The organism is Enterococcus sp. AZ067 (genome assembly GCF_051715005.1).
GTDB lineage: Bacteria > Bacillota > Bacilli > Lactobacillales > Enterococcaceae > Enterococcus_D > Enterococcus_D casseliflavus.
Window position 1 is genome coordinate 222936 of the sequence record NZ_JBIOSY010000001.1, and the last position, 19530, is coordinate 242465.

At 42.5% G+C, this 19530-nt stretch carries 18 protein-coding genes; 17 read left to right on the forward strand and 1 reads right to left on the reverse strand.

Annotated elements, in window-relative coordinates; translation table 11 throughout:
* Positions 1-11 precede the first annotated feature (11 nt).
* From agaV to IGI82_RS01085, 10 genes are all read left to right on the forward strand, one after another.
* On the forward strand, positions 12-494 hold the full coding sequence (agaV, locus tag IGI82_RS01040; protein ID WP_438841711.1) for a PTS N-acetylgalactosamine transporter subunit IIB: 483 nt from the start codon (positions 12-14) through the stop codon (positions 492-494).
* 26 nt (positions 495-520) lie between these two features.
* Positions 521-1327, forward strand: a complete 807-nt coding sequence (locus IGI82_RS01045; protein ID WP_005226770.1) for a PTS mannose/fructose/sorbose/N-acetylgalactosamine transporter subunit IIC — start codon at positions 521-523, stop codon at positions 1325-1327.
* Complete coding sequence (locus IGI82_RS01050) at positions 1317-2345, forward strand: PTS system mannose/fructose/sorbose family transporter subunit IID (RefSeq protein WP_271771427.1); 1029 nt, start codon at positions 1317-1319, stop codon at positions 2343-2345. Before IGI82_RS01045 ends, IGI82_RS01050 begins: the two co-directional genes overlap by 11 nt.
* Before the next feature lie 214 nt (positions 2346-2559).
* Positions 2560-3294: a GntR family transcriptional regulator gene (locus IGI82_RS01055; protein WP_005226773.1), complete on the forward strand. Its 735-nt coding sequence runs from the start codon at positions 2560-2562 to the stop codon at positions 3292-3294.
* A 179-nt stretch (positions 3295-3473) separates the two neighbouring features.
* Complete coding sequence (locus tag IGI82_RS01060) at positions 3474-4643, forward strand: SIS domain-containing protein (RefSeq protein WP_271771425.1); 1170 nt, start codon at positions 3474-3476, stop codon at positions 4641-4643.
* 185 nt (positions 4644-4828) lie between these two features.
* Positions 4829-5824 carry a tagatose-bisphosphate aldolase gene (lacD, locus tag IGI82_RS01065; RefSeq protein ID WP_438841712.1) on the forward strand — a complete coding sequence of 332 codons (996 nt, stop codon included), beginning with the start codon at positions 4829-4831 and terminating at the stop codon, positions 5822-5824.
* Between the two features lie 417 nt (positions 5825-6241).
* Positions 6242-8008, forward strand: a complete 1767-nt coding sequence (locus IGI82_RS01070; RefSeq protein WP_438841713.1) for a DUF2264 domain-containing protein — start codon at positions 6242-6244, stop codon at positions 8006-8008.
* Complete coding sequence (locus IGI82_RS01075) at positions 7983-8810, forward strand: DUF7402 domain-containing protein (protein ID WP_438841714.1); 828 nt, start codon at positions 7983-7985, stop codon at positions 8808-8810. The genes IGI82_RS01070 and IGI82_RS01075 overlap by 26 nt, the downstream gene beginning before the upstream one ends.
* 149 nt (positions 8811-8959) lie before the next feature.
* Positions 8960-10123 (forward strand): glycoside hydrolase family 88 protein, encoded by a 1164-nt coding sequence (locus IGI82_RS01080; protein WP_438841715.1) that lies wholly within the window; start codon positions 8960-8962, stop codon positions 10121-10123.
* Between the two features lie 13 nt (positions 10124-10136).
* Positions 10137-11912, forward strand: coding sequence for a glycoside hydrolase family 35 protein (locus IGI82_RS01085; RefSeq protein WP_438841716.1), 1776 nt, complete (start codon positions 10137-10139; stop codon positions 11910-11912).
* Between the two features lie 24 nt (positions 11913-11936).
* Here the strand turns inward: IGI82_RS01085 and IGI82_RS01090 are convergent, their stop codons facing one another.
* Positions 11937-12644 (reverse strand): GntR family transcriptional regulator, encoded by a 708-nt coding sequence (locus tag IGI82_RS01090; RefSeq protein WP_008376433.1) that lies wholly within the window; start codon positions 12642-12644, stop codon positions 11937-11939.
* 190 nt (positions 12645-12834) lie between these two features.
* Between IGI82_RS01090 and IGI82_RS01095 the strand changes: the two genes are divergently transcribed.
* From IGI82_RS01095 to IGI82_RS01125, 7 genes are all read left to right on the forward strand, one after another.
* Complete coding sequence (locus tag IGI82_RS01095) at positions 12835-13797, forward strand: PTS mannose/fructose/sorbose transporter subunit IIAB (protein WP_430601313.1); 963 nt, start codon at positions 12835-12837, stop codon at positions 13795-13797.
* Positions 13798-13937: 140 nt separating this feature from the next.
* Positions 13938-14726, forward strand: a complete 789-nt coding sequence (locus tag IGI82_RS01100; RefSeq protein WP_005226797.1) for a PTS mannose/fructose/sorbose/N-acetylgalactosamine transporter subunit IIC — start codon at positions 13938-13940, stop codon at positions 14724-14726.
* Positions 14710-15519: a PTS system mannose/fructose/sorbose family transporter subunit IID gene (locus IGI82_RS01105; RefSeq protein ID WP_005226799.1), complete on the forward strand. Its 810-nt coding sequence runs from the start codon at positions 14710-14712 to the stop codon at positions 15517-15519. The genes IGI82_RS01100 and IGI82_RS01105 overlap by 17 nt, the downstream gene beginning before the upstream one ends.
* 354 nt (positions 15520-15873) lie before the next feature.
* Positions 15874-16485: a class I SAM-dependent methyltransferase gene (locus tag IGI82_RS01110; protein ID WP_438841717.1), complete on the forward strand. Its 612-nt coding sequence runs from the start codon at positions 15874-15876 to the stop codon at positions 16483-16485.
* A 430-nt stretch (positions 16486-16915) separates the two neighbouring features.
* Positions 16916-17704 (forward strand): hypothetical protein, encoded by a 789-nt coding sequence (locus IGI82_RS01115; protein WP_438841718.1) that lies wholly within the window; start codon positions 16916-16918, stop codon positions 17702-17704.
* A 303-nt stretch (positions 17705-18007) separates the two neighbouring features.
* Entirely contained in the window at positions 18008-18919 is a 912-nt protein-coding gene (locus IGI82_RS01120; protein WP_438841719.1) for an NERD domain-containing protein, read from the forward strand.
* A 312-nt stretch (positions 18920-19231) separates the two neighbouring features.
* Positions 19232-19525: a hypothetical protein gene (locus tag IGI82_RS01125; protein ID WP_005226807.1), complete on the forward strand. Its 294-nt coding sequence runs from the start codon at positions 19232-19234 to the stop codon at positions 19523-19525.
* The last annotated feature ends 5 nt before the right edge of the window (positions 19526-19530 follow it).

Below are 19530 nucleotides of genomic sequence, written 5' to 3' on the forward strand. Positions count from 1 at the left end.
AGGACATATTTATGGGAGAACCAAATATTTTATTGACGCGAATCGACAATCGGTTGATTCATGGGCAAGTTGCCACACAGTGGAACGGTACGTTGGGGGCAAATCTAATTTTAGTGGCAAATGATAAGGTCGCCAAAGACAAAGTCAGACAAGGGTTGATGGATATGGCGGCGCCAGCTGGCGTCCAAACGAGGTATTTCTCGCTTCAAAAAACCATCGAGATCATTCATAAAGCATCGCCAAAACAAAAAATTTTCATGGTGGTTGAAAATCCGCAAGATGCGTTGAAATTAGCTGAAGGTGGGGTGCCGATCAAGAAATTGAACATTGGGAATATGCATATGTCAGAAGGGAAAAGACAGGTTGCTACGACAGTTGCCGTCGATGAAGCAGATGTCGATGCCTTTAAAAAACTGAAGGAAATGGGGGTGCAATTAGTGATCCAGCGGGTTCCAACGACACCTGCTGAAGATGAAAAGAAATTGTTTCAGTAATGCAGAGGTAAGGAAGGAGAAAGAAAATGGATTACACGATTTTTCAAATCATTTTAGTCTTCATAGTCACATTCATTGCCGCGATCGATCAATTTAGTTTTTTAGAATCATTGTACCAACCCATTGTTACTGGGATGGTTATCGGACTTATTCTTGGAGATCTTCAAACCGGCTTGATCGTTGGCGGAACGTATCAGTTAATGACGATCGGCAATATGCCGGTGGGCGGCGCGCAACCGCCAAATGCGGTGATTGGCGGAATTATGGCAGCAATCTTAGCGATCACGCTGCAGCTGGAACCCACAGTAGCGGTTGCTACGGCGATTCCGTTTTCTTTGCTGGGGCAATATGGGGTGACGATTATCTTCTCACTAATGTCGCCAGTGATGTCAAAAGCCGACAGCTACGCCCATGATGCCAATACGAAGGGGATTGATCGAATCAATTATTTAGCGATGGCGGGTCTTGGTACGATCTTCGGCTTGATCGTGGTCTTATTCTTTATCGGCGGTGCTGCTTTCGGGAATCAGGCGGTCGCAGCGATCCCTCAATGGTTGATGGGTGGGCTCGGCGCAGCTGGGGGCATGATGCGGTATGTCGGTTTTGCGATTTTACTAAAAGTGATGGTTTCCAAAGAAATGTGGGGCTTCTTCTTTATGGGGTTTGGTTTAGCCACGATCGTAATGGCGGCACCTTCCTTGCAAGGACCAGCCTTGATCATTCTAGCCTTTATCGGTTTTGCATTAGCCTTTTGGGATTATCAAATCCAGTCCAAATTTAAAGTAGCAGCAGCCAATACCTATGATTTCGGAGGCGATGAAGATGGCATATAATATTCCCGATTCTTATAGCGAACAAGCGCCCGCAGAACAACTGGATAAAAAGACCTTGAACAATATGGTCTGGCGTTCCTTATTTCTACAAGCCTCTTTCAACTATGAGCGAATGCAGGCAGGAGGCTGGTTATTCAGTATTTTACCGGGATTGAAAAAGATCCATAAAAATGAAAAGGATTTGGCTGCTTCAATGAGCCATAACTTAGAGTTTTTCAATACTCATCCATTTTTGGTGAACTTTGTGATGGGGATCATTTTATCGATGGAACAAAACAAAGCCGATATTCCCATGATTCGGGCAGTGCGAGTCGCCGCGATGGGACCGTTAGGCGGGATCGGTGATGCGTTGTTCTGGTTTACCTTGGTACCAATCACGGCGGGTATCACAGCCAATATGGCGATCAGCGGCAATATCGCTGCACCGTTTATATTCTTACTGGTATTCAATGCGGCCCAATTTGGTTTGCGGTACTTCTTGATGCACTGGTCCTATCGTTTAGGGACAGATGCAATTGGCATCTTAACGGAAAATGCCAAAGAGTTTACCCGAGCAGCGAGTATTTTAGGGATTTTTGTTGTCGGTTCCTTGACCTGCGTGTATGGAGCGACGTCTTTGGATATTCAGATCCCTAACGGCACTACCAATGAAGTGACGCAAGCGACGACGATCGTGGATGATCAAGTAGCCATTGCCGCTTACGAAGACATGTTGTATACCACGGATGAGAATGGTCATTTGACTGACACATTGCAAGAAAATGCGGCGGTCAACGAACTGGCTAACGGCAAATATGAATTGACGTTTAACAAAGTCAACGAAGTGCCTGTGACGATCGATATTCAAAAAATCCTCGATGGGATCTTGCCGCAAGTGATTCCATTGACCATCACATTGATGCTGTATTTCTTCTTATCAAAACGCGGCTGGACGCCGTTGAAATGTATCGCTTTGCTGCTAGTGATCGGCTTGATCGGTTCTGGCTTTGGTCTGTATCCATCCATTTGGCCGCAATAAGCAAGCTAGCAGAAGAAACGGCGCAACACGTAGGAGGAGTTTTGCTAAGCAAGCAACAGCTGACTTTTCAGCTTAGCTCGTGCTGGCAATTGGTTCATTTTCCTGCGTGAAAAGACACAAATTCAGGAAACAGAGCCCCTGTAGACGATTGTTTGACACGCCTATCGGGAAATAGTACACTCGTTATGTGGTAGTAACCAGTTTGGAGGGGCTTATGAATATCAATAAAAATCGACAACCATTATACGATCAATTGTTAAATTTACTGATTGAAAAAATCGAAAATGAAATGGAAGCAGACACAATGCTTCCCTCAGAAAGAGAGCTGTCAAAGCGCTACGGATTAAGTCGGACCACCGTTCGCTTGGCTCTACAGGAGTTAGAAAAATTAGGCTATATTTATCGCCAACATGGCAAAGGCACCTTTGTCTCGGATATCCGCAAGCAGGCAACCAATTTATCAGGTTCGTATAGTTTTACCGAACAGATGAAAGCACTAGGGAAACAACCAGAAACTAGAGTATTGGCATTCAAAAAAATGGAAGCGACAAAATATTTTGCCACTCAGTTGCAAGTTTCCATCGGCGAGCCGATCTATAAGTTAAAACGATTGCGTCTTGCTGATGGCCAACCGATGATGATCGAGCGTTCTTATCTGCCGGTCAAACGCTTCATGCATTTAACGAGTGAGATGATCGAGCAAAAACCATTGTACGATATATTCCATGAAGACTTTCATCAAGTGATCCGCCTCGCGGACGAAGAATTTTTTGCCAGCATTGCCAGTGCGAAAGATGCGGCATTGCTGAAAATCCACGAAGGTGCGCCAGTGTTGAACCTGGTACGCAGCACGTTCAATATTGAAAATGAAGTGATCGAATACACCTTGAGTGTTGCCCGAGCAGACCAATTTAGATACAAAGTCCGCCACTTGCGTAACGACGAGTAGCGCATTTCCTAGACAGTCTGAAATGATCCACTCGAGCAAAGAAAAGGCGTGTATTCAAAACCAGTGAGGTCGGGGAAGTTTGCCCTTTGGGTGATCGCTAAGCATTCATCCAAGACAAGCGCTCCTCGCACCGTCACTGGGAATACATACTGGAAAAACAGTAGCTAGGAGGAAGAAAGATGTTTCAACTGTCAACAAAGGAATTAGCAGAATTAGGTGCGGAGATTACAACAAGAGAAATCAAACAACAGCCAGAACTTTGGCAAGAAACCTTGACGATCTATCAAGAAAAGCAAGAGGCGATCGCGACTTTCTTACGTACCATCAAGCAAAAGACGGATAAACGCATTCGGGTGGTCTTCACGGGAGCGGGGACGTCGCAATATGTTGGAGATACGATCGTTCCTTACTTGAATAAGACGGGCGCAACTGCGGATTATCTTTTTGAAAGTATTGCTACGACGGATATTGTCGCAGCTCCAGAACAAGTTTTATTTGCGGATGAACCAACACTGCTCGTTTCTTTTGCTAGAAGCGGCAATTCACCAGAAAGTTTAGCAGCGGTCAAAATCGTCGATCAATTCGTTGCCGACAGTTATCATTTGACGATCACTTGTGCAGCCGACGGATCTTTGGCACAACAAGCTGTCGCTGATGAAACGAGCTATCTGTTATTGATGCCTGAGCGGTCAAATGATGCTGGCTTTGCAATGACGGGAAGTTTTTCTTGCATGGCTCTTTCCGCACTGCTGATTTTTGACCAGACGCCTCTGACAGAAAAGAGGCATTATGTTGAAACCCTTAGCCGATTGGGGCAAGAAGTGATCGACAGAGAAACAGAACTCCAAGTACTGACGGACCGTTCCTTTAAGCGGATCGTTTACCTTGGGTCAGGCACGTTGTCGGGGTTGACCAGGGAAGCACAGCTAAAAGTATTGGAACTGACTGCGGGAAAAATCGCCACCGTGTTCGATTCTTCGATGGGCTTCCGTCATGGACCGAAATCATTCGTAGATGACCAAACCCTCGTCTTTGTCTTTGTCAGCAATACGTCCTACACGCGGCAGTATGATCTTGATATGTTGGAAGAATTAAAGAGCGACGGCATCGCCGCCGCAGTGACTGCTATCGGACAGCCGACAGCTGTGAATTTCTCAGGAACAAACTTTTTCTTTCCAGATGACACTTCATTGCCAGACGGTTATCTTGCCTTAGCAGACATTGTCTTTGCACAAACGATCGCACTGCTGGCATCGATCAAAGTCGGGAATACACCCGACACACCTTCGCCAACGCGTACCGTCAATCGGGTGGTCAAAGGCGTGACGATTCATCCGTATAACAACTAACGATGACTGAGAAAGCCCACCACGAGCACGTATCTTTTCGTGTACGAAGTCGATACGTGCGGTGGTCAATCAGTCGAACGGCTTCATCAATAGACATTTTTATACGTGCTGACAACCGTTTCGCCAACGCTGAAAAAAGTGAAAGCGGTTGATTCTTTGGCATGGACAAAAAAGGAGGAATTTTAATGAAAGCAACCGTAACGAAAGCCAAAAAAGCAGCGATGGATCGCCTGTCAACGAAAGAAGGAGTGATCGCAGCTTTAGCGATCGACCAACGAGGTGCCTTGAAAAAAATGATGGCAGCACTTGGCGTGGAGGCTGATGCAGAGAAAATCAGCCAGTTTAAAACGCTAGTCTCACAAGAATTGACCCCTTACGCGTCTTCTATTTTATTAGATCCAGAATATGGGTTGGCAGCTGCGCAAAGCCGTGATCCAGAGGCGGGGCTTTTGCTGGCGTATGAAAAAACCGGCTATGATGCGACTACGCCGGGACGTTTGCCTGATTTATTAGGGGAATGGTCGGTTGAGCGATTAAAAGTAGCTGGCGCAGATGCTATCAAATTTTTGCTTTACTATGATGTAGATGAAGATGCCCAGATCAATCAGTTGAAACATGTCTTTGTGGAACGACTCGGCAGTGAATGCCAAGCGGCTGATCTGCCCTTCTTTTTAGAAGTCCTTTCCTATGATGCTAAGCTGCCTGAAGTCGACTCAAAAGCATATGCGCAACGCAAACCAGAAAAAGTCATTGGATTGATGAAGGAATTTTCAAAACCGCAGTACAAAGTCGATGTGTTAAAAGTGGAAGTACCAGTCAACATGAATTATGTGGCAGGTTTTGCTAAGGGAGAAGCCGTGCATACCAAGGAAGAAGCTGCCGCGTATTTCAAAGCGCAAAGCGACGCGACACATCTGCCGTTTATTTTTCTCAGTGCAGGCGTATCAGCCAGCTTATTCCAAGAAACGCTGGTTTTTGCCAAAGAAGCTGGCTCCACCTTCAATGGCGTCTTGTGCGGCCGGGCAACGTGGAAAGATGGTGTTGAACCCTTTGTAAAACAAGGAACAGAAGCAGCCAAAGAATGGCTAGCAAGTACTGGAAAACAGCACATCGAAGACTTGAATGAAGTGATCCAAAAGACCGCCACTTCTTGGTGGGACAAAGTCGCAGTCAAGGAATAGTTTTTTCACTGTTTGACAAGAGAAATGGCCAATAATCAGACATCTTAAGGGCTTTTGAGAAGAAGTGGCAGGCTTCTGACTTAAGGCTCTAGGGTGTTTTTTTCTAGTGAAAAAAGGTTGATAGTATAACGGACGCTGCCCTCATCTAGACAAAAAAGGGTTAGCAAAAAATTATGAAAAAAAGTCAGAGCACTATGGATGATTTATCATAATTTTTTCATATAGATTAAGTTAACTTTGCTAGTTAAAAGAAAAAGAAGGGAAGAAAATCAATCCTAAAAGATTTGTTAACAGGTTAAGTCAAAAATCCCTCGAAATCTTTTCTCATTTTTCAGCAGTATTGCCAGTAGAAGATCGCTTGATAAAAAAGCCGTTGCTTGCTATTCTGTTCTGTAAATTGACAGAAGGAGATGGCGTATGAAGCAAATGGCAATCAAAGAGAATCCGTTTTTGACGCGTCTGGATTATCAGCGGGCATTGGAAGACATGATCGCTCCTTTGCAAGCAGCGATCTTGGCAGATGACTATCCAGGATTGAATCTAGGTAGCAGTGGGGCCGTGTATGACCGAACACGGGCTGAGATGGAAGCGCTTGTGCGTCCTTTGTGGGGGATGGCGCCTTATTGGAGGGTTTGCCCAGATGATCCGTTACGAGCAGCTTATGTGGAAAAAGTGATAGCGGGGACAGATCCTGAACACGCATTTTACTGGGGAAGGATCACGGATTATGATCAATACATCGTGGAAACAGCCGCATTGTCATTGACCCTATTGTTGCAAAAGGACGCTTTTTGGACAGCGTTGCCGCAGAAGAACCAGCGAAAGCTAGTGGCTTGGCTTTCCCAAGCACTTGAGTGCAAGATTCCTAAGAACAACTGGACATTCTTCAAAGTGTTGATACGCGTGGCCTTGTTTCACTGTGGGGAACCGTTGGCAAAAGAAGAATTGTCCCAAGAGTTGGCATTGATCGATTCCATGTACGTTGGCGATGGTTGGTACGTAGACGGGAAAACGACGCAGCGAGATTACTACATTCCTTTTGCCTTTCATTATTACGGCTTGATTTACGCTACATTTATGCAAGACGAAGATCCAGAATGGGCGCAGCGTTTTAAAGAGCGAGCCACGCTATTTGCGCAAGACTTCGTCTATTATTTTGATGAAGATGGCGAAGCCTTGCCCTATGGCCGCAGCCTGACTTATCGGTTTGCGCAAGGGGCGTTTTTCTCGGCACTGGTTTTCGCAGACGTCGAAGCGATCCCATGGGGACAGGTGCGAGGACTACTGGCGAAGCACTTGCGCAATTGGATGGCACAAGAAATTTTCACTTTCGATGGTCGCTTGTCCATCGGGTACCACTATGAAAATCATGTAATGGCAGAAGGGTATAATGCACCAGGCTCGCCTTATTGGGGGCTGAAGACCTTTTTGCTTTTAGCGGTCGCAGAAACGCATCCTTTTTGGCGGGCTGAACCTGAGCCAATCAAAAGAGAGCCGCAAAAACGGATTGAAAAAGGCAATATGTTGCTGGTGCACAATGAAAAAAGCCATCATCTGTTGGGGTATCCTGCAGGCTTGATGCTTGAACAGCAAGCCCATGCTCATGCAAAATACAGCAAATTCGTCTATTCGAGCAAACTTGGTTTCAGTGTGCCGAAAGCTGGCGTCACGTATGCCGAAGGCGCCTTCGATAGCACATTAGCTATTGCTCGAGATGGCAGCTATTTTCGCACGAAGGGCGCAGTCAGGGATTATCGGGTGACGGAAAAAGGGGTCTTTTACCAATGGGCACCCTTTGAGGAGGTAGTGATTGAAACTGAGATTTATCCCTTTGGTCAGTGGCATGTGCGCGTGCACGAGTTGACGACGACGATTTCGTTGGACCTCCGTGAGGGCGGGTTTAGTGTACCGCTAATCGGACGGTTGCCTCAGGCCCAAACAGGACCGACCTGGAGTCGAGTCAGTGAAGAAGGCTTTTGTTCTCAAATCATCAACATCGAAGGCTATCAACAAGCCAGTATTGTTCAGCCAGAAGCCAATACCTCCGTCTTTTTTCCAAGAACTAGTTTTCCATACTTAGCACAGCATATCCTGCCAGGGAAGCACCGTTTGATTTGTTTAGTCGGTGGTATCGTAGAAAAAGAAAGGATCGATCCAAATGATTACGCTAGCAATAAAAAATAAGCAGGACCAGGTGATTGTTGGTCGCATCGACCATGAAAAAGATCCCGCGCCGTTTCAAGTTTCTGGTGATGATTTGGCCGTATTAGCCATTAAAAACTATCTCTATGAGGAAGGAGATAAAATCGTCGTTGAGGTGACAGGGGAAAATCCGTATTATGTCCTTCAGCTTGATGAAACCTTAGCACCATCACTGATCTATCTTTCCCAATCCACTTGGGAATATCAGATCCCTTGGACGGAATCTCATCGAAAGTCCTCGGTGGAAACGGCCTTTGCCTCGCAGCGCCATCACCTGATGGTGCGCAAAGCCCAGGCGTTTGAGATCACGAATTATCAAAATTTATCTTTCAATGCCCATGATCAAAAGTCAGCGACAGGGGCGTATCCTCATGCTTCAGCGAATGTGGAGACGCGAGATGATTCCGTCTTTTTTGCCAAGAATGCGATCGATGGAAAATATGGCAACCGATCCCACGGTTCGTATCCGTTTGCTTCTTGGGGCATCAATCAGCAAGCCGATGCTGCATTGACCATTGATTTTGGTCGTCCTGTCTTGATCGATCGGGTTCGCTTCCTATTACGGGCAGATTATCCCCATGATAGCTATTGGACCAAAGGGACCTTGGTCTTTGCTGATGGAGAAGAGCTGGTGGTGGAAACGACAAATACGGCGTCTTTTCAAGAAGTTCGTTTTCCGAAAAAAGAAACGACTAAGCTGACCTATAAAGAGCTGCAAAAAGCAGAGGATGATTCCCCGTTTCCAGCTCTTACACAAATCGAAGTATTTGGTTGGAACTGTTAAAAAAAAGAGGACAAGAGCATGACAGGTCTGCATTTGTGGGCAGTTGTCATGCTCTTTTTTAGGAATCAAGGAAGGAAGGTCGCTTTTTTTTTGTGTTTACGTTATAATGATTTCAGTTAATATGTTAACAAGTTAAGGAGAGGGTAAACATGCGTCTGCAAGAGAACAAACAACGCTTGATCCTGTTAGGAGAAAAAGTGACCGATGTGTGGGTAGCGGATAAAATCACCGCGTGCATCCAACAGATCGAAAAAAATAGTCAGCGCTTTGGCACACAATTTCCTTCAGCCTGTGCCACCAATGGCAAATATCGGCTGAAAGGCAACGATGATTGGACCAATGGCTTTTGGACCGGGATGTTGTGGCTCGCCTATGAGTGGACCAAAGAAAAGAACTTTTTGACTCGAGCTATGGAAAATATCGACAGTTTTCAAACGCGTTTAGACGACCATTTTGTATTAGATCATCATGATATTGGTTTTTTATATAGCTTATCTGCCGGTGCGGGCTACAAGATCACTGGCGATGAACACTGCAAGCAAGAAGTCATTCAAGCAGCAGATGTTTTGCTGGCACGGTTTCAAGAAAAGGGGGAATTTATTCAAGCATGGGGCACTTATGGCGACCCACAAGAATACCGCTTGATTATTGATTCGCTACTGAACTTGCCGCTTTTATTTGCAGCAACTCAATTGTCGGGAGCGCCTCGCTACGCAGAGGCTGCGAGTAAGCATTATCAGACAGTCCGAAAGACCGTCATCAAGAATGACGCCACCACCTTTCATACGTATTATTTCGATCCTGAGACGGGGCAGCCAAGTCACGGTGCGACGCATCAAGGAAACAGCGACCAATCGATTTGGGCACGAGGGCAGAGCTGGGCGATTTTAGGGCTTCCTTTGAATGAAAGCTACCTGCATAGTCAGCCTTTTCCAGAAAATTATCCGCAGATCGTGGAGGTGTTTTTGGCTCATTTGCCAGCAGATTTGGTGCCGTATTGGGACTTTGATTTTAACGACCAACATCCTGTTGAAAAAGACAGCTCTGCTTTAGCGATTGCGGCTTGTGGCTTGTTGGAAGCAGAGAAAATGGGGGCATATCCCGATGCCCAAAAAATCGCTAAAGGAATGCTTTACCAATTAGGCGAGCAGTATGCAGCGAGCCAAGTGCCAGAAAATGAAGGATTATTGCTGCATGGTGTGTATGCTCATGCGGAAGGCAAAGGCATCGATGAACCCAATCTTTGGGGTGATTATTTCTATTTAGAAGGATTGATCCGATTGGCATTGCCTGATTGGCAAAGATACTGGTAAAGGGGAAGACGACATGCGAACGTTTGAGATAAAAGAAGATTTTTTGTTAGATGGAAAACCAATCAAATTGATCAGCGGAGCGATCCACTATTTCCGCATGACACCGGTGCAATGGACAGATAGCCTCTACAATCTAAAAGCACTGGGAGCCAACACAGTTGAGACCTACATTCCTTGGAATCTCCACGAACCTCGTGAAGGAGTCTACGACTTTGAGGGGATGAAAGACATCTGTGCTTTTGTAAAGCAAGCCCAAACGCTTGGCTTGATGGTCATTTTGCGACCTTCCGTCTACATTTGTGCTGAATGGGAATTTGGTGGGTTGCCAGCTTGGCTGTTAAATGAACCGATGCGGTTGCGCTCAACCGACCCACGCTTCATGGCAAAGGTGCGCAACTATTTCCAGGTCTTGTTGCCAAAGCTTGTGCCGTTGCAGATCACCCATGGGGGACCAGTGATCATGATGCAGGTGGAAAATGAGTACGGCTCTTATGGAATGGAAAAAGCGTATTTGCGCCAGACCAAGGAGTTGATGGAAGAATACGGCATCGATGTACCCTTGTTTACCTCAGATGGGGCATGGGAAGAAGTACTGGACGCTGGGACATTGATTGAAGACGACATCTTTGTCACAGGCAATTTCGGCAGTCGTTCCAAGGAAAATGCGGCTGTGATGAAAGAGTTTATGGCAAAACATGGCAAAAATTGGCCCATCATGTGCATGGAATATTGGGATGGCTGGTTCAACCGCTGGGGCGAGCCGATCATCAAGCGAGACGGTCAAGACTTAGCTAATGAAGTCAAAGAGATGTTAGCGGTCGGCTCCTTGAATCTCTACATGTTCCATGGAGGCACGAACTTTGGCTTTTACAATGGCTGTTCCGCTCGGGGAGCGCTGGATCTACCACAAGTGTCCAGCTATGATTACGATGCTTTACTGACAGAAGCAGGAGAACCTACCGACAAATACTATCAGGTACAAAAAGCCATAAAAGAAGCCTGTCCCGAAGTGTGGCAAGCCAAACCACGGACCAAGCAATTAGCGGCATTAGGAGCCTTTCCCATCGAAAACAGTGTCTCATTATTGGCTATCAAAGATCAGCTGATGGCACCACAAGAAAGCATGTATCCTCTAACAATGGAAGCTGCCAGCACAGGCTACGGCTATTTGCTCTATTCGGTTCAGTTAAAAAACTATCATCGAGAAAACAAATTAAAAGTGGTAGAAGCTAGCGATCGGTTGCATATTTTTACCGACGGCCAATTACAGGCGATCCAATACCAAGAAACGCTAGGTGAGGAGCTGTTGATCCAAGGGACACCAGATAAAGAAACCATCGAGCTAGATGTCTTAGTAGAAAACTTAGGGCGCGTGAACTACGGGTTTAAATTGAATGGGCCTACACAAGCCAAAGGCATCCGTGGGGGCATCATGCAAGATATTCATTTCCATCAAGGCTATCGTCATTACCCATTGACGCTTTCCGCAGAGCAGCTACAAGCCATCGATTATCAAGCAGGAAAAAATCCGACACACCCCTCCTTTTATCAAACGACCTTCACGCTGACAGAGGTAGGAGATACGTTTATCGATTGCCGTGGGTATGGGAAAGGCGTCGTTATCGTCAATGGCATCAATCTTGGTCGCTATTGGCAACGTGGCCCCGTGCATTCCTTATACTGTCCGAAAGAATTTTTGAAAAAAGGCAGCAACGAAGTCGTGGTATTTGAAACCGATGGCGTTGAGATCAAGGAACTCGTTTTCTGTGATCAACCTGTCGTAGAATAAAAAAATAGAAGTAGAGACCCAAATTTACGCGGGCTCTACTTCTATTTTTGTTTTGAAATATTTCCAATGCTTGTAGCTGACGATGTATTCAGCGACACTTCCATCTGCCAAATAGGAGTGCTTGACTTGTTTGACCGCAGGCTCTCGGAAGCTCAGTTGCAATAAGTTCAACAATTCAGCGTCATCAGGAAAGACGATTTCGTTGGTTTCAACAGAAGCCAATGAGAAAAGGTCGATCGCAAAGTCTTTTCGGACCCGCTCATAAACACTAGCATATTGGTTGAGGTTTTTGGCGATCGGTTCTTTCATCAGCTTCTTCGGCAAATGAGTGATGTGAACCAAGAAAGGAACGTCGCCAAAATAGCGGACTCGTTTGATTCGGTAGTAGGAAGCACTGGCAGCCAATCCTAATTCTTTCAAAATCTCGGGGGCATTTCCTTCTTCCACCGCAAGGACCTTGACCTTTTCTTGGTCCAGTGAATGCAGCTCAATGTCGGAAAACTTCACACTCTGAGATACTTTTGCTTTTGAAACAAAGGTCCCTTTGCCTTGGATGCGATACAGATAGCCAGCACTCGTCAATTCATTCAACGCTTTGACTGCCGTGATCGAACTAACAGAATACATCCGCTTGATATCTGCCTCTGAATAAAACTTATCACCGGGAATGAATTTATGGTCTTTGATTTCTTGTAAAAGATCTTGCTTGATCTGCTCATACTTTGGCAACACAGTGGTTTCCCTCCATTCCATATGAATACATCAAGCATAACATGTTAAATCCTTTCCTGCCACTTAATTATTGTAGAAAATTCGTTGTTTTCCAGTCTATACAGGTCTGAAAAATAAAATTCAATATGTTAAGATATTAGGTTTACGAATGGCTTGCCATGTGGTATAGTATGCTTACAAGGAACATAACATGTTAAGTAGGGCGACCTGCGGAGTAGGAGGGAAATTAGTGGAAAACATTGTATTGATCAGTCATGGCGGCATGGCAGAAGGGGTCAAAAGTAGTCTCGAGATGATCGTAGGCCAGCAAGCAAACGTTCACACCGTTTCATTACGACCAGATAGTGACAATCTGCAATTTGAGAAAGAATTGAACGAGAAAATGAAAGCCCTTAACGGTTCAACATTGATTATTGCGGATTTATTAGGAGGAACCCCGTGCAACGTTGCAGTCAAGAATTATTTAGAGGATGACGAAGTGGCGATTTTCGCTGGAATGACATTGTCCGTAGTGATCGAGGCAGTCGTCAATCAACGAGCGACGATCAAAGAGCTGCTTTGCTTAGCCAAAGAAAACATCGTTGATGTCAAAGCAGGGATGAACCAAGCAGAACAAGAGATGTTAGAAGAAAAGCAAGAGGAATTAGGGGATTACAGTGCGTATGCTGGGCAAGAAAATATCGTCAATAGTCGAATCGATGAGCGCTTGATCCATGGACAAGTCGCCGGTATCTGGTCCACCAGTTTAAACACGCAACGGATCATCGTAGCCAATGATGAAGCCGCCGTAGACCCATTACAAAAATCTTCTTTACGAATGGCAGCGCCAACTTCGATGCGACTTTCGGTCCTTCCGGTGGCAACGGCAGCCAAAAATATTCGCGCCGGTCGTTATGGAAAACAACGGTTGTTTTTGCTTTTCAAAAATCCCCAAGATGTTTTGCGTTATATTGAAGCAGATGGACCGATCAAAGCGATCAACGTCGGCAACATGAGCTACAAAGAAGGCGCACGGGAAGTGACCAAAAGCATTCAAGTACTGCCAGAAGAAGAGCCGATCTTTGAAGCGATCGCCGCAAAAGGCATCACCGTCACGGCACAGCTTGTACCCAATGAACCATCGATCGACTTTATGAAGAAATTACGAGGATAAACCAGGCAGGGATTGAATCGAGGAGAATATGTAGCGGAAGATTTGTCAAAAAACGAGTGTTTTTCACGATTTATCTGAGGCGACATAACGATCGATAACTAGCCAGTTAAGACTCGTTCATACAATTAGGAGGAAAATTCATGCATTTAGCAGCGTATCAAATCATTCTTATTACTGTTTATGCTTTTATTGCTATTAATGATTCACTTATTTCCAATACGTTGACCCAACCAGCGATCGCCGGAATGATTTCTGGAATGATCATGGGGGACTTAAAGACCGGTTTGATGGTCGGTGGGACCTTACAGTTGATGCGTTTGGGGATCGCCGCATTTGGTGGTGCATCCGTCCCGGATTATTTTACCGGCGCAGTACTGGGAACAGCGTTTGCCGTGATCTCAGGAAACGGCGCGGAATATGGCATCGGCTTAGCAGTTCCAGTGTCCTTGCTGATGCTGCAACTGGATGTCGTAGCTCGTTTTTGTAACGTATTTCTACTACACCGGATCGATAGAGCCATCGACAACATGCAAGTCAAACGAATCCCACGGTTAGTTTTATCGGGTTCTTTCTTGTGGGGATTGTCACGGGCGATTCCGATTTTATTGATGCTTTTAGCTGGAGATGCAGTCGTTACGACGATTACCGATAACACGCCAGAATGGCTGATGACCGGACTAAAAACCGCTGGTGGCGTCTTGCCAGTCGTCGGGGTAGCGATCTTATTGCGCTACTTGCCAACAAAGCACTACATTCCTTATTTGTTATTAGGCTTCTTTTTAGCTGCGTATCTGCAAGTACCAATGCTCGGCGTTTCCATCATCGGACTTGTAGCAGCAATGTTAGTCTTTAAACGTGATAGCGAAAAAGGCACGGTTGCAACGGCAGCTGCCGGAGATTTTGAAGGAGGATATGATGGCGATGAGTGATCAAAAACTGACAAAAAAAGAGTTGAATACCATTAGCTGGCGCTATATTTTGGCAAGCCAATTAAACTGGAACTATGAGCGAATGATGAGTTCAGGCTACCTTTACGGCATCCTGCCCGTCTTGAAAAAATTCTATGGACATGATGAAACCCAGCTGCAAGATATGCTGCGGACCCACAATCAATTTTTTAATACCAATGCGATCTTTGGGAACTTGATCATGGGGATCGATGTCGCGATTGAAGAACAAGACGGACACAAAGCCAAAGAAACGATCATCGCCTTGAAAACGGCCTTGATGGGTTCCTTAGCCGGTGTTGGTGACTCCTTGTTCCACGTGATTTGGGGAACGATCTTTGGCTCTGTTGCTGGCACATTGGCGCAAAATGGTTCCGTCGTTGGCTGTGTCATCTGGATCATCGCCAACATCGCGTTACTTTTCGGTCGGGCAGCGTTGCTACCTCTAGGTTACAAACAAGGGGTCAAATTAGTGACGACCTTGAAAGACAAATTATCTGCCTTCACCAATGCCGCAACCGTTTTAGGGGTCACAGTGATTGGTGCTTTGATTCCCTCTGTCGTTAAAGCGACCGTTCCTTTTGTCTATAAAAAAGACGGCGTCGAATTAGTGATCCAAGACACGTTGGATGCCATCTTGCCATCCCTTGTACCTATCTTGCTCGTCTTGCTGACCTACTGGATGTTAGGCCAAAAGAAACTAAATTCCACTCGAGTGATTTGGATCATCTTGATCTTATCGATCGTTTTGAGTGCGTTTGGTATTTTGGGTTAAGATTAGCAGTAACAACTGATAGATAAGAATATGTAAATAGAAAAAGAGTGTGGAATATTTTTCCGCACTCTTTTTTTATAAAATAATTTTCTTATTTGTACTCATAAATGATTTGATTTTAACGAAAAACCGTTATATTTACTCCTATAAATCAAATATTTTAATTATTTTTATTATATAATGATTGAAAAGTTGTTTTTTGTTTGGGCAGTGGACTAGAAAAATGAGGATCTTTGGCTTGGTAATTAATTAACCAATTCACAAGGGTCTTACGGTGATTATGGTGATAATCTACTATTAGTGATAAAGCTGCCACCAAGCAATTCATAAAACAGCCAAAGGAGTGGGTATGATTTGCTTGCAGTCAGATATGATGAACTATCATTAGAGTTTGAAACAAATGAAAGCGTATTTTCCCCAAAAGGGTTAGATGCAGGAACGAAAGCGATGTTAAAAGAAGCAGTTATCAATGACCAGGATAGAATTTTGGATCTGGGATGCGGTTATGGGTTTGTAGGGATTTATCTGGCAAAAAAGTATCCTGACACAACAGTTACAATGACAGACATTTCAGCAAATGCCATCGACTTGACTACGAAAAATGCTCAACGAAATGAAGTAGCACCAGAGATCGTCATAAGTGAAGGCTTTAGAGAAATCAGCGACAAAACGTTTGATGTTATTCTGTCTAATCCGCCGTACCATGTAGATTTTTCTGTGCCAAAGGAATTTATCGAGCAAGCCTATCGTCAACTGGCACTCAACGGAAAGCTATACATGGTGACCAAGCGCCGAAAATGGTATGAGAACAAGATTCGCTCCGTTTTCGGTTACGTGAAAGTCACAGAAGTTGACGACTATTACGTATTTTACGCAGAAAAGCGGGCGAAAAAGCTGTTAGTAAAAAAGAAAGAAAAAAAGATGTCAAAGAAGCTGCAACGGAAATATGGGAAGAGGAAAGGATGATATGTTAAAAGATTGATGAGGAAAAATTATACAAAAGAAAGTTCTGAAATTCACCTAGCATAGGCACTACAGTCACAAGGAAAATGGCAGTAAAGCTACATAAGCTCGTTGATAGGACGCCCATTTCCTGACCCCAATTATTTCACTTGTAAGTTAGATTTTCTAAAAAGTGTTGCTAATTCTGGTAAGTTACTTAACGTATTGTTAGCGAATACATTGGTTCGAATAACAAACTTATAGAGGTAGATAAACCTCCAGGAGGAAGTGATAAATTCCCGTTGGCTCCTTCTCATGTATCTATTTTACTCTGAGAAATCACACCATAACGAAATAAATTACGTTAGGAATATCTTGTTCAATTTTTTTTGCTTTTAAAGATAACTTTAAAAAATCGTTAGACAAATTTTAAATTTACGAGGAGAGCATAGAAATGGGAAATGACTTTTACACCAAAAACCAACAGTTTGACTATTTGGATTATATGGATGAAATGAAAAAACTAAGTAAAAAGAAATATATTGAAAAATTATTTAAAGAAGCGCCTGAAGATATTTATCTTTTTCTGCTTAGAATCAAATCACTTGGCTTAGAAATTAATGAGTATCTGTGTTCCTATAAACCAAATCCATATTTAGAAAAATACAATAATTTACTAAAAAAAAACACAGATACAAGAATGAATAAAGTTTTAGATAGACATTTAAAACAAGTTGACCAGCTACAAAATTTGTTCGTAGAATCTAATAAATCTATCAACAAAGAGCTTGATGAATCTATTATCGACCCCAACCATATTTTGGCTATATTTATAATTTTTTTGGAGAGACAATTGAGATTGTTAAGAGAACAAAATAATTTGGATATTAGTCTTGAACAGAGGGTTGATACTTATGATACTTATGTATTTAGTTCAGGAAATATCTTAAAGTATTTACTTCATAACATTTCTCTGGAAAAACAATGTGGAATTAATCGAATATTTTCAGAAAAAAATTTATTATGGAATATAAATGTATATTCGAAATATCAAGAAAGAGATAATTTAATGGATGCTTTTGAGTATTGGAAGTATTCAGATATACGAATTGAAGAAATTTATGAGAAAGTAATTATCGATTTTTTAGATGAGGATTTTAATAGAGCTGTTTTAGTATCTAATTTTAGATATAAAAGATTTATGACTAGCATTGAATTAGACATTTTAAATTATAAATTATAAATTAGAAAAAGACAGACGAAGGATTGATGGAGCAATCGACGAAGAACTAACAACTTTTTTATCAGAAGAACTTTGTCGAAGATATATTGGACAAGAAAACTTAGATAAAAAAGTTCATGGCATTGAAATTAGAAAGTGGATAGAGGGAATTTATTTTTTGCAACATGAATCTATTCTATATTCCAATAAAAAGAAGAATAGAAATATTTACTCTGTTCAGAATTTATGTGTTGTAAAAACAAAGTATGATTGGATCAAAAAATTGTCTAAGTTTTCTCAAAATATATCAAAAAAGAAGCAAAAATGATTTTAGAAAAGTTCATTTTTACTGGCAAATCAAAAGACTTAATAGATGCTCCATTAATAAAGATTCAAGATAAATTAATACTGTTACCAACGTTAGCTAAAGAAATTCGACCACTGTCTGTCATTTTATCTATGTTTTCAAGAGATGAAGAAGAGACCCAAAAAAATAGGGAAGACATTGCATTAGGGTTCAAAGGAGCTATGTTTGAACAACGTACCAAACACTTATTACAAGTTTGTAGTCAAATAGATGCTAAACGATTACATATTAAGATTACAAAGGAAAAAGACTTGGAAAGAGAGATTGATTTAGCATTTGTTTTAGATAAAACGCTCTTCTTATTTGAATGTAAGTCATTCAATCAACCGTATACGGTAAGAGAGCATGCTAAAACTAATAAGAAAATAAAAGAGGCAATTAAACAATTAAATAAAAATGCTGACTATTTTGAGGAGAATATTTCTATAACTCTAAAGCAATTGGGATTGAGTGAAGAAATATCAATAGAAAAAGTCCAGCGGGTATTACTTACCTCTACTATTCTTGGTGAAGCTGGGAAACAAGAGAATGTGTTGGTAGTTGATGAAGCTTCATTTAACGCATTTTTGTTAAGGAATCCTCCAACGGTTTCTCATATTGATGGAGCTATTAAAGAAAGAATATGTTTAGATACAGAAAATATTTATTCAGGTAAAATTACAGCAGAAAAATTGTTGGTATTTTTAAGAAGACAGCTCTCAGTTAAAATTATGCAAAGCTTTATAGTGAAAACACACGATTCAGATAGGAAAGTGGAATATAAATACTGTAAAAAAGACATTGAAGACTCCTATATAGAAAATGATGTGAAAATAAAGATAGCATTAGATAGAGTCTTTGCTATTTATGAGAAAAATTTATCAGAATGATTTTCTACTATGAAAAAATATAAAAAACCAATTGATATCAGACACAAAAAAGCCTTGGTAGGCCTTTTTATAGGAACTCCAAAGCTTTTTATACTATTCCCATTCCATGCGCTTGATGATTTATAAGGATTGATTTGTTGAGTTTATGCAGTTTTGTATCGTTTGGGAGTGATAGAAATTGTAATGTTCTTCTTGTGTTGGTTGCAAATTGGTTGCAGTAATAAAATTTTTTTGAATGAAATGCTTGAAAATGATTGAATTTATGTTATTGTAAGTTGTAGTAATTCAAATAAACAAAAGAGGTGGGGTTTTATGTTGTTCAAAGAAAATCTAGATAGAGTTTTTAAAAGTAGTGACCTAAGAATTCTAATTGATCCAGAATTTAAAATATTAATTGATAACTGGGGAAAGCTTCAATTAAATGAATACTTAAGTAGAGATGAACTAAAAGAATTATGCAGGGGTATAAAATATGCTTTAATCGAAGCGAATAAAAAGGTTGTGGAAAAAGAGAACTTTGTTTTTTATGATTTTGATGCCAAATATTTCATTGATGATGTGCAGTTTTTCTTACTTGCAAGTGCAAACGCAAAAGATTTGATTTGAGAATT